This is a genomic window from Variovorax sp. P4_D9 (assembly GCF_056401695.1).
Window position 1 is genome coordinate 1 of record NZ_JBFUIU010000401.1, and the last position, 8,181, is coordinate 8,181.

Here is an 8,181-nt window from a genome sequence, read left to right on the forward strand (position 1 = left end):
AGCCAGGCGCGTCCGGCTTCGAGCGCACCGCGGCGCAAGGCGGCGAAGGGCTCGATCGCGGTCAGCGCGACCAGCAGCGCCAGCGCCGCGGCCGGCGCGCCGATCGCGCCCTGGCCCACCAGCGCGGCGGCGGCCAGAAGCACGGCCACGAGGGTCAGCGTCCYGGCCATGGCGTAGGCCATTCCGGCACCCACTTCGAGTCGATGGAGCGCGTGGTCCGCGTTGGCCAGATGACGATCGGCGGCGGCCAGCGACGCGCGCTGCGCATCGATCCTGCCGGCCATGACGAGTTCGGTCTGCCCCGACACCAGGTCGGCGGCGCGGGCGCGCAGGGCTTCCATCGCATGGGCGCGCCGCACCGCCGCCGGACGGGCCCGTGCCGCCACCGCGAGTGCAATGCCCCAGCCCGCGACGACCAGCCAGAGCGCCAGTGCGGCACCCATCCAGGCCTTCATAGCGCCCAGCACGATGCCGGCCAGCAGCGCGGCGCCGAGGGCGGCACCGGCCGGCACCAGCAGCCGCAGGTAGAAGGACTCGAGGGCATCGATGTCGGCGGTCAGGCGGAACAGCAGCCGGGCCGGCCGGGCCAGCAGCCGGCGCGCCGCATCGGGCCGGGCCCAACCGCGGAACAGGCGTTCGCGCAGCGCGGCCAGCACGCCGAAGGTGGCGTCGTGTGTGACCAGCCGCTCGGCGTAGCGCGAGCCGGTACGGCCCAGCGCCAGCAGGCGGATACCGGCCGACGGCATGAAGACATCGAAGCGCAGCGCCGTCGCGGCCTGCAGGCCGGCCAGCGCGGTGGCGGTGATGAACCAGCCTGAAAGGCCGAGCAGCGCCATGCCCATCAGCACCGTCAGCGCCGCCAGGGCCGCGCCCCCGACCAGCCGGCGCGGCTGGGCCTCCCAAAAGGCCGCGAGCACCGGCCGGACATCGCGCCAAAAACTCATGCCGCCTCCCTCACCGGTAATTCGTCGAGCCGGACCACACGGCCCATGCGGGCAGCCAGCACCGGATCGTGGGTGGCGGCGATCAGGGTCCTTCCGCGCGCCAGTTGCATCAGCGCTTCGACGACACGTTCCGCGGTCTCGCTGTCGAGATGTGCGGTCGGCTCGTCGACCAGCAGCAGGTCGGCGTCGGGATGCACCGCCACGCGCGCCAGCGCCAGCCGCACCGCCTCGCCGCCCGACAGGCCGCCACCGCCCTCCCCGAGCGCGATGCCGGGACGGGCCTGAGCGACGCCGTCGAGCGCCGCGAAGCGCATCGCGGCCTCCACCTGGGCCGCCCGCACGCCGCTGCGGCCGAGCGCCACATTGGCCTGCACCGAGGCGGCGAAGACGTGCGGCCTCTGGCCCATCCACGCCATGCGCGCACGCAGCAACGCCACCGTGTCCTCCGACAGCGGMACGCCGCCGATCAGGATCTCGCCGTGCYGCGCCGGCACCAGGCCGGCGATCAGGCTCAGCAGCGCCGTCTTGCCCGAGCCGCTGGGTCCCATCAGGGCGACATGCTCGCCCGCGCCCACCCGCAGGTCGTAGTTCTCGAAGAAAGCGTCCTCGCCGGCGTGCCGGAAGCACAGGCCGCGCACGCGAACCGCGGGCCCGCCGGTCGCGACCGCTGCGGCAGGCGATGGCGCCTGCGTGTCCGCCTCCGAAGCCCCCGGCAGAGCAACGCCGCCCTCGCTCAAGCGCTCGAGCGCCGCCAGTGCGGCCTCGCCAGCCACACGGTCGTGCCAGACCGCCGACAACTCGCGCAGCGGCTCGAAGAAGGCCGGCGCCAGCAGCAGGACGAAGAGGCCCTCGCCCAGGCTCAGCGTGCGGCCCCAGGTGCCGAAGCCGAGGGTGCCCAGCAGATGGAAGCCGATGAATGCCGCGACCATCGCGACGCCCAGCGCGGAGAACAGCTCCAGCACCGCGGACGAAAGAAAGGCGATGCGCAGCACCGCCATCGTCCGGGTCCGCAGCGACTGGGCCGCTTCGCCGAGGCGCCGCGCGGTCGAGTCGACGGCGCCGAGCGAACGCAGAGTCGCGAGGCCCCGCAGGCGGTCGAGCAGGAAGCCGTTCATGCTGCCCATCTCGACCATCTGCGCCTCGCTCGCGGCCCGGGCGCGCCAACCGACGATGGCCATGAAGATCGGGATCAGCGGCGCCGCGACCAGCAGCACCGCGGCCGCCACCCAGGACAGGCCGGCCACCACCGCCAGGATGACCAGCGGCACCACCATCGCCCTCCAGCGCGCCGGGCCGTAGCGCACCAGGTAGGGCACCACCGCCTCGGCCTGCTCGGCGATCACGCTGGCGGCTAGGCCGGAGGCCGGACGGGCGCTATCGAGCGGCGAACGCGCCGCCAGGGCTGCCGCCACCCGGGCCCGCAGGTCGGAGAGCTGCGCGCGCGCCTGCGCATACACGCGGCGCGCGCCCCAGGCCTCGGCCGCCGCGCGCGCCAGGCCCAGCAGCAGGATGCCGGCGGCCGGCCATAAGGCGGCGGCGAGGCCCTCGCCCTCGCCCAGTCGATGCACTGCCAAGGCCAGCAACGCCGCCTGCGGCAGCCAGAGCAGCGCGGCGGCGCCCTGGACTAGGCTGCCAAGCCCGGCCCGGTCGCCCTCGCCGGGGCCGGTCGCGAAAGGAGGTTCGGAATTCACATTCATTAATTTTCAGTATTTACTGAAAACTCATCAATCATATGAGATGTTCCGTGACTTCGCCATCTTCGTGGCACAAGCCCCCCCAGGATGCCAGAACAAGGTGACACAACCGCTAAGCTACGCCACAGCGGCATCCGCCGACGGAGTCCCGAATTGAAGATCCTTTCCATCACGCCGACCTACTTTCCCGACGTCGGAGGCATCGAATCCGTGGTGCGTGAACTGGCGCTGCAAATGACCGGCAAGTCGCTCCAAGTCGACATCGCCCATGTGTCGGCGAAGCATCCCTCGCCATCGATGAGCCGCATCGACGGCCTGGATGTCTACCGCCTGCCGGTGCTCGGCAACCGGCTCGCCGGCTATGCGCGCGGACTCGGCGCCCTGGCCGCCGACTACGACCTGCTTCACGTCCATGACCCGCAGCTGATGATGATCACGGGCAATGTGCTCATGCAATGCGGCCGCATCCCGGCCGTCCTCAGCACGCATGGCGGCTTCCGCCACACGCGCCGGCTGCGTGCTTTCAAGTGGGCCCACGAGCGCCTGCTGATGCGCATTCTCCTGAAGCACTATCGCAAGATCCTGGCGGTCAGCGAGTCCGACGCGGCCTATTTCGGGGGCTTCTCCGAACGGGTCGAAAAATGCGAGAACGGCATTGCCTTCGCGAAATTCCAGCAGGGATTGAACACCGGCACGCCCGATCCATCGAAATGGATCTTCTGGGGTCGCTGGTCAAGGAACAAGCGCATCGATACAGTGATCGACACGGTCGCCCTGGCGCGCGATCACGGCATCGCGATCGACCTGCTGATCGCCGGCCCCGACTTCGACCAGCTCGGCGACGGGTTCAAGGCGAAGATCGAGGCACTCCAGCTCGGCGACCAGGTCCGGCTGCATCCCTACATCGCGGATGCAGACCTGATGCGCGAACTGCAGGCGCGCACCGTGTATGTCACCGGCAGCGAATACGAAGGCTTCGGGGTCGGCATCCTCGAGGCCATGGCGGCGGGCAAGATCGTGCTGTGCCGCGACATCGAACCGATCAACGCCTTCGTCGAGCCCGGAGTCAACGGGTTCTTCCTCGACTTCGAGGCGGGCCCCGCTGACCTGGCGGTGATTCGGGAGGTCGCGGGCCTCGACGCGCAGCGCTGCGGCGCCATGTCGAAGGCTGCGCAGGCGCGGGCCAAGCGCCACGACTGGGAGGTGGTGGCCGACCAGTTCTCCGCCCATTTCGCGGCGGCGCTCGCCGCCTAACCGGCGACCAGCAGGCCGCACACCAGCAGGCCGGCAAACAGGCCCAGCACCGCCCGCCACGTGGCGGGCCGCGACTCGACCCAGCGGTAGAGCAGCGAAGCGGCCCCTATCGAGAGCGCGAAAGTCGCCAGCAGGCCCATCAGGTCGATCCACGGCGTCGCCGGCAACAGGTGGCTCATCGCTGCGCTGACCAGCAACAGCACCGGGAAGTGGATCAGGAACAGCGAGTACGAGATGCGGCCGAGCCGCACCAGCGGCGCACCGAAGCGCGGCCAGGCGGCGGGCGCGAGCCCGTCGCGATGCTGCACCACGGCCACCGCCAGCGCCGTGACCAGCGCGATTGCGATGCGGCTGCGCCATTCGAGCGCCAGCGCCGCGGCACCGACCAGGGTCAGCATCAGCATCGCGTAGCGCCAGGTGCTGTCGCGGGTGGCGCGGCCGATCCAGAAGACCAGCATGCCCAGTCCGTAGGAGCCGAAGAAATAGATCGCCGTGGCATCGAGTTCCTGCCGCCGATTGAACACCGCGAGCGAGGCCGCCACCAGTGCCAGCACCAGCCCCGACACCAGCCAGCGGGACCGCTCGGGGCCCAGCGACCAGCGCCGCTGCAACAGCTCCGACAGGCCGATTGCCGCCAGCGCCAGCATGAAGAGCTGGAAATCGATCGCCACGTACCAGACGCCCGTCGACAGCGCATCGAAGCCCAGCAAGTCCTGCAGCAGCAGGCCGTGCGCCAGCAACTGCGCGAAATCGGGCGGGGCCGGCACCGCGTCGCCCTCGAGCCAGGGGCGCACCAGTGCCGAGACCAGCACGCTGAAGCTCAGTGCGGCCAGGTAGGGCATGACCAGGCGGCCATAGCGCTGGCCGACCCGGGCCAGCGGACGATCGACCCGCAGCACGCCATCGGGCGCCAGGCTGCCGGCCGCCAGGAAGCCGGCCAGCACCAGGAACACCTGCACCGCCAGCCGGCCGTCCTGGGCCAACCAGCCGAACAGGGCCGGTGCCAGCGTGGACGCACCTTCCTGCAGCGGACCGTAGCGCGCCAGGTGATGACCGACGATCAGCGCGCAGGCGACGCCCTTGACCGCGTCGAGCAGCGGCATGCGGCTCGCTGCAGCGCCAGCAGCGGCCGTCCTGCGCAGTGTCACTGGTTCAGAGCGCCAAGCGGCGGCGGGCGTCGAAGTACTCGCGCTTGAGTTTTTCGACAAAAGCCGCGGCGGTCGCGACTTCGGTCACCGCACCGATGCCCTGGCCCGAGCCCCAGATGTCCTTCCAGGCCTTGGCCTTGCTGCCCTCGCCGCCGCCGAAGTTCATGGTCTTGAGGTCGCCTTCGGGCAGGTTGGCCGGATCCATTCCGGCGGCCACGATGCTGGGCGCGAGGTAGTTGCCGTGCACGCCGGTGAACAGGTTCGAATAGACGATGTCGTCGGACGTGCCTTCGACGATCGCCTGCTTGTACTCGTCGCTGGCGCGGGCCTCCTCGGTGGCGATGAAGGCGGTGCCGATGTAGGCGAAGTCGGCGCCCATGGCCTGCGCGGCCAGCACCGCGCTGCCATTGGCGATGGAACCCGAGAGCGCGAGCGGGCCATCGAACCACTGGCGGATTTCCTGGACCAGCGCGAACGGACTCTTGACGCCCGCATGGCCGCCTGCCCCCGCCGCGACGGCGATCAGGCCGTCTGCGCCCTTCTCGATCGCCTTCTTGGCAAAGGTGTTGTTGATGATGTCGTGCAAGGTCACGCCGCCGTAGCTGTGGACCGCATCGTTGACGTCGGTGCGCGCGCCGAGCGAGGTGATCACGATCGGCACCTTGTACTTCACCACCATCGCCATGTCGTGCTCAAGCCGGTCATTACTCTTGTGCACGATCTGGTTGATCGCGAAGGGGGCGGCCGGCTTGTCGGGATTGGCCTTGTTGTAGGCGGCCAGTTCCTCGGTGATCTCGATCAGCCACTCCTCGAGCTGCGCGGCCGGTCGCGCATTGAGCGCCGGCATCGAGCCCACGACACCGGCCTTGCACTGGGCGATCACCAGCTTGGGGTTGCTGATGATGAACAGCGGGGAGCCGATGATGGGTAGCGGAAGGTTGGCGAGCACGGGCGGCAGCTTGGACATGGGGTCTCCGGAGATCGATGGATGAGGTCTTGGCTTAGAAGGATTCGAGCGCGAGCGCCGTGACGCTGTCGGCGCCGTCGACGATGCTGTCCCGGAGGCCGGGCGCCTTGTTCAGGATGTGCTCCGCGTAGAAGCGGGCGGTGGCGATCTTGGCCTTCATGAAAGCCACGTCGGTGCCGGCCTTGGCCAGGTCCTCGGCGACCGCCAGCGAACGCGCCAGCTGCCAGCCGGCGACCACGTTGCCCGCCAGCATCAGATAGGGCACGCTACCCGCGAACACCGCGTTCGGCGACGCCTTGGTCTGGCCGGCGACGAAGCCGACGACATCGACGAAGGCCTCGCGCGCGGCCTTGAGCTTCTTGGCGACGGCCTGCGCATCGGCGCTGTTGCGCTTCGCGAGCTCGGCCTCGGTCTTCTCGATCTGGACGGCGATCGCCTCGGCGGTCTGGCCGCCGTCGCGCGCCGTCTTGCGGCCGACCAGGTCGTTGGCCTGGATGGCGGTCGTGCCTTCATAGATCGTCAGGATCTTGGCATCGCGCAGGTACTGCGCCGCGCCGGTCTCCTCGATGAAGCCCATGCCGCCGTGCACCTGGACGCCGAGCGAGGCCACTTCGAGGCTCATCTCGGTGCTGTAGCCCTTGACCAGCGGCACCATGAATTCATAGAAGGCTTGGTTCTGCTTGCGCGTCTCGGCGTCGGGGTGATGGTGGGTCGCGTCGTAGGCGGCCGCGGCCACCGTCGCCATCGCGCGGCAGCCTTCGGTGTAGGCGCGCATCGTCATCAGCATGCGCTTGACGTCGGGGTGATGGATGATCGGCGCGCTGGCATTGATCGAGCCGTCGACCGGGCGACTCTGCACGCGGTCGCGGGCATAGGCCACCGCATGCTGGTAGGCACGCTCGGCAATGGCGATGCCCTGCATGCCCACGGCATAGCGGGCCGAGTTCATCATGATGAACATGTACTCGAGGCCGCGGTTTTCCTGGCCGACCAGATAGCCGATGGCGCCCCCATGGTCGCCGTATTGCAGCACCGCGGTCGGCGAGGCCTTGATACCCAGCTTGTGCTCGATGCTCACGCAGTGCACGTCATTGCGCTCGCCCAGCGAGCCGTCCTTGTTCACGAGGAACTTCGGCACCACGAACAGGCTAATGCCCTTCACGCCTTCGGGCGCGCCGGTGACGCGGGCCAGCACCAGATGGACGATGTTCTCGGCCATGTCGTGCTCACCGTAGGTGATGAAGATCTTGGTGCCGAACACCTTGTAGCTGCCGTCGGCCTGCGGCTCGGCGCGACTGCGCACCATCGCCAGGTCGCTGCCGGCCTGCGGCTCGGTCAGGTTCATGGTGCCGGTCCACTGGCCGCTGACCAGCTTCTCGAGGTAGATGGCCTTGAGTTCGTCGGAGCCGGCCGTGAGCAGCGCCTCCGTGGCGCCGTCTGTCAGCAGCGGGCACAGCGCGAAGCTCATGTTGGCCGAGTTGAGCATCTCGATGCAGGACGCGCCGATTGTCTTGGGCAGGCCCTGACCGCCGAAGTCCGTCGGATGCTGCAGGCCCTGCCAGCCGCCGGCGACGTACTGCGCGAAGGCTTCCTTGAAGCCCGGCGTGGTCGTGACCTGGCCGTCCTTGAACGAGGACGGATCCCGATCGCCCGCCTCGTTCAGCGGCGCGATCACGTCCTGGTTGAAGCGGGCGCATTCCTCGAGCACCGCTTGCGCGGTTTCGAGGCCTGCATCCTCGAGGCCGGGCATCTTCGCGACCTGCGCGATGTCCGCCAGGTGCTCGATGTCGAACAGCATGTCCTTGAGGGGGGCGATATAGCTCATGAATGTCTCCTGCGGCCTTGCGGCCCAATGCCAACCGATGTGAAAAAGGGCACCGCGAACGATGCCCTTCGGCTCACAAGTCTTGAAAGGATCAGAGTGCCTTGACCAGTTCCGGCACGGCCGTGAACAGGTCGGCGACCAGGCCGTAGTCGGCCACGCTGAAGATCGGGGCTTCTTCGTCCTTGTTGATCGCCACGATCACCTTCGAGTCCTTCATGCCCGCCAGATGCTGGATCGCGCCCGAGATGCCGCAGGCGATGTACAACTGCGGCGCGACGATCTTGCCGGTCTGGCCGACCTGCCAGTCGTTCGGGGCGTAGCCTGCGTCGACGGCTGCGCGGCTGGCGCC

At 69.1% G+C, this 8,181-nt stretch carries 7 protein-coding genes; 1 reads left to right on the plus strand and 6 read right to left on the minus strand.

The genetic code is table 11. The features are described from left to right. The coding region (locus AC1DY5_RS32640) for an ABC transporter domain-containing protein (protein ID WP_478118224.1) at nt 1-944 on the minus strand (944 nt) is incomplete at its 3' end. Beyond that, nucleotides 941-2,635, minus strand: coding sequence for a thiol reductant ABC exporter subunit CydD (gene cydD, locus AC1DY5_RS32645; protein WP_478118227.1), 1,695 nt, complete (start codon nt 2,633-2,635; stop codon nt 941-943). The genes cydD and AC1DY5_RS32640, both read right to left, overlap by 4 nt. 156 nt (nt 2,636-2,791) lie before the next feature. On the opposite strand from cydD, the gene AC1DY5_RS32650 reads away from it, so the two are divergent. After that, nucleotides 2,792-3,892, plus strand: a complete 1,101-nt coding sequence (locus tag AC1DY5_RS32650) for a glycosyltransferase family 4 protein (RefSeq protein ID WP_478118229.1) — start codon at nt 2,792-2,794, stop codon at nt 3,890-3,892. Here the strand turns inward: AC1DY5_RS32650 and AC1DY5_RS32655 are convergent. The 4 genes from AC1DY5_RS32655 to AC1DY5_RS32670 all read right to left on the minus strand — a co-directional run. Next, nucleotides 3,889-4,995 carry an acyltransferase family protein gene (locus tag AC1DY5_RS32655; RefSeq protein WP_478118231.1) on the minus strand — a complete coding sequence of 369 codons (1,107 nt, stop codon included), beginning with the start codon at nt 4,993-4,995 and terminating at the stop codon, nt 3,889-3,891. The two genes, AC1DY5_RS32650 and AC1DY5_RS32655, sit on opposite strands and share 4 nt — an antisense overlap. 49 nt (nt 4,996-5,044) lie before the next feature. Then, nucleotides 5,045-6,007 (minus strand): NAD(P)H-dependent flavin oxidoreductase, encoded by a 963-nt coding sequence (locus tag AC1DY5_RS32660; protein ID WP_478118232.1) that lies wholly within the window; start codon nt 6,005-6,007, stop codon nt 5,045-5,047. A gap of 34 nt (nt 6,008-6,041) precedes the next feature. Beyond that, entirely contained in the window at nt 6,042-7,832 is a 1,791-nt protein-coding gene (locus AC1DY5_RS32665; RefSeq protein WP_478118234.1) for an acyl-CoA dehydrogenase, read from the minus strand. Between the two features lie 91 nt (nt 7,833-7,923). Continuing rightward, a partial coding sequence (locus AC1DY5_RS32670) for an electron transfer flavoprotein subunit alpha/FixB family protein (RefSeq protein WP_478118236.1) occupies nt 7,924-8,181 on the minus strand: 258 nt, incomplete at its 5' end.

Excerpts from the sequence above, each read along its gene's own strand:
- AC1DY5_RS32655 (WP_478118231.1), bottom strand. The coding sequence starts at position 4,995 with ATGCCGCTGCTCGACGCGGTCAAGGGCGTCGCCTGCGCGCTGATCGTC.
- AC1DY5_RS32660 (WP_478118232.1), bottom strand. The coding sequence starts at position 6,007 with ATGTCCAAGCTGCCGCCCGTGCTCGCCAACCTTCCGCTACCCATCATC.
- AC1DY5_RS32665 (WP_478118234.1), bottom strand. The coding sequence starts at position 7,832 with ATGAGCTATATCGCCCCCCTCAAGGACATGCTGTTCGACATCGAGCAC.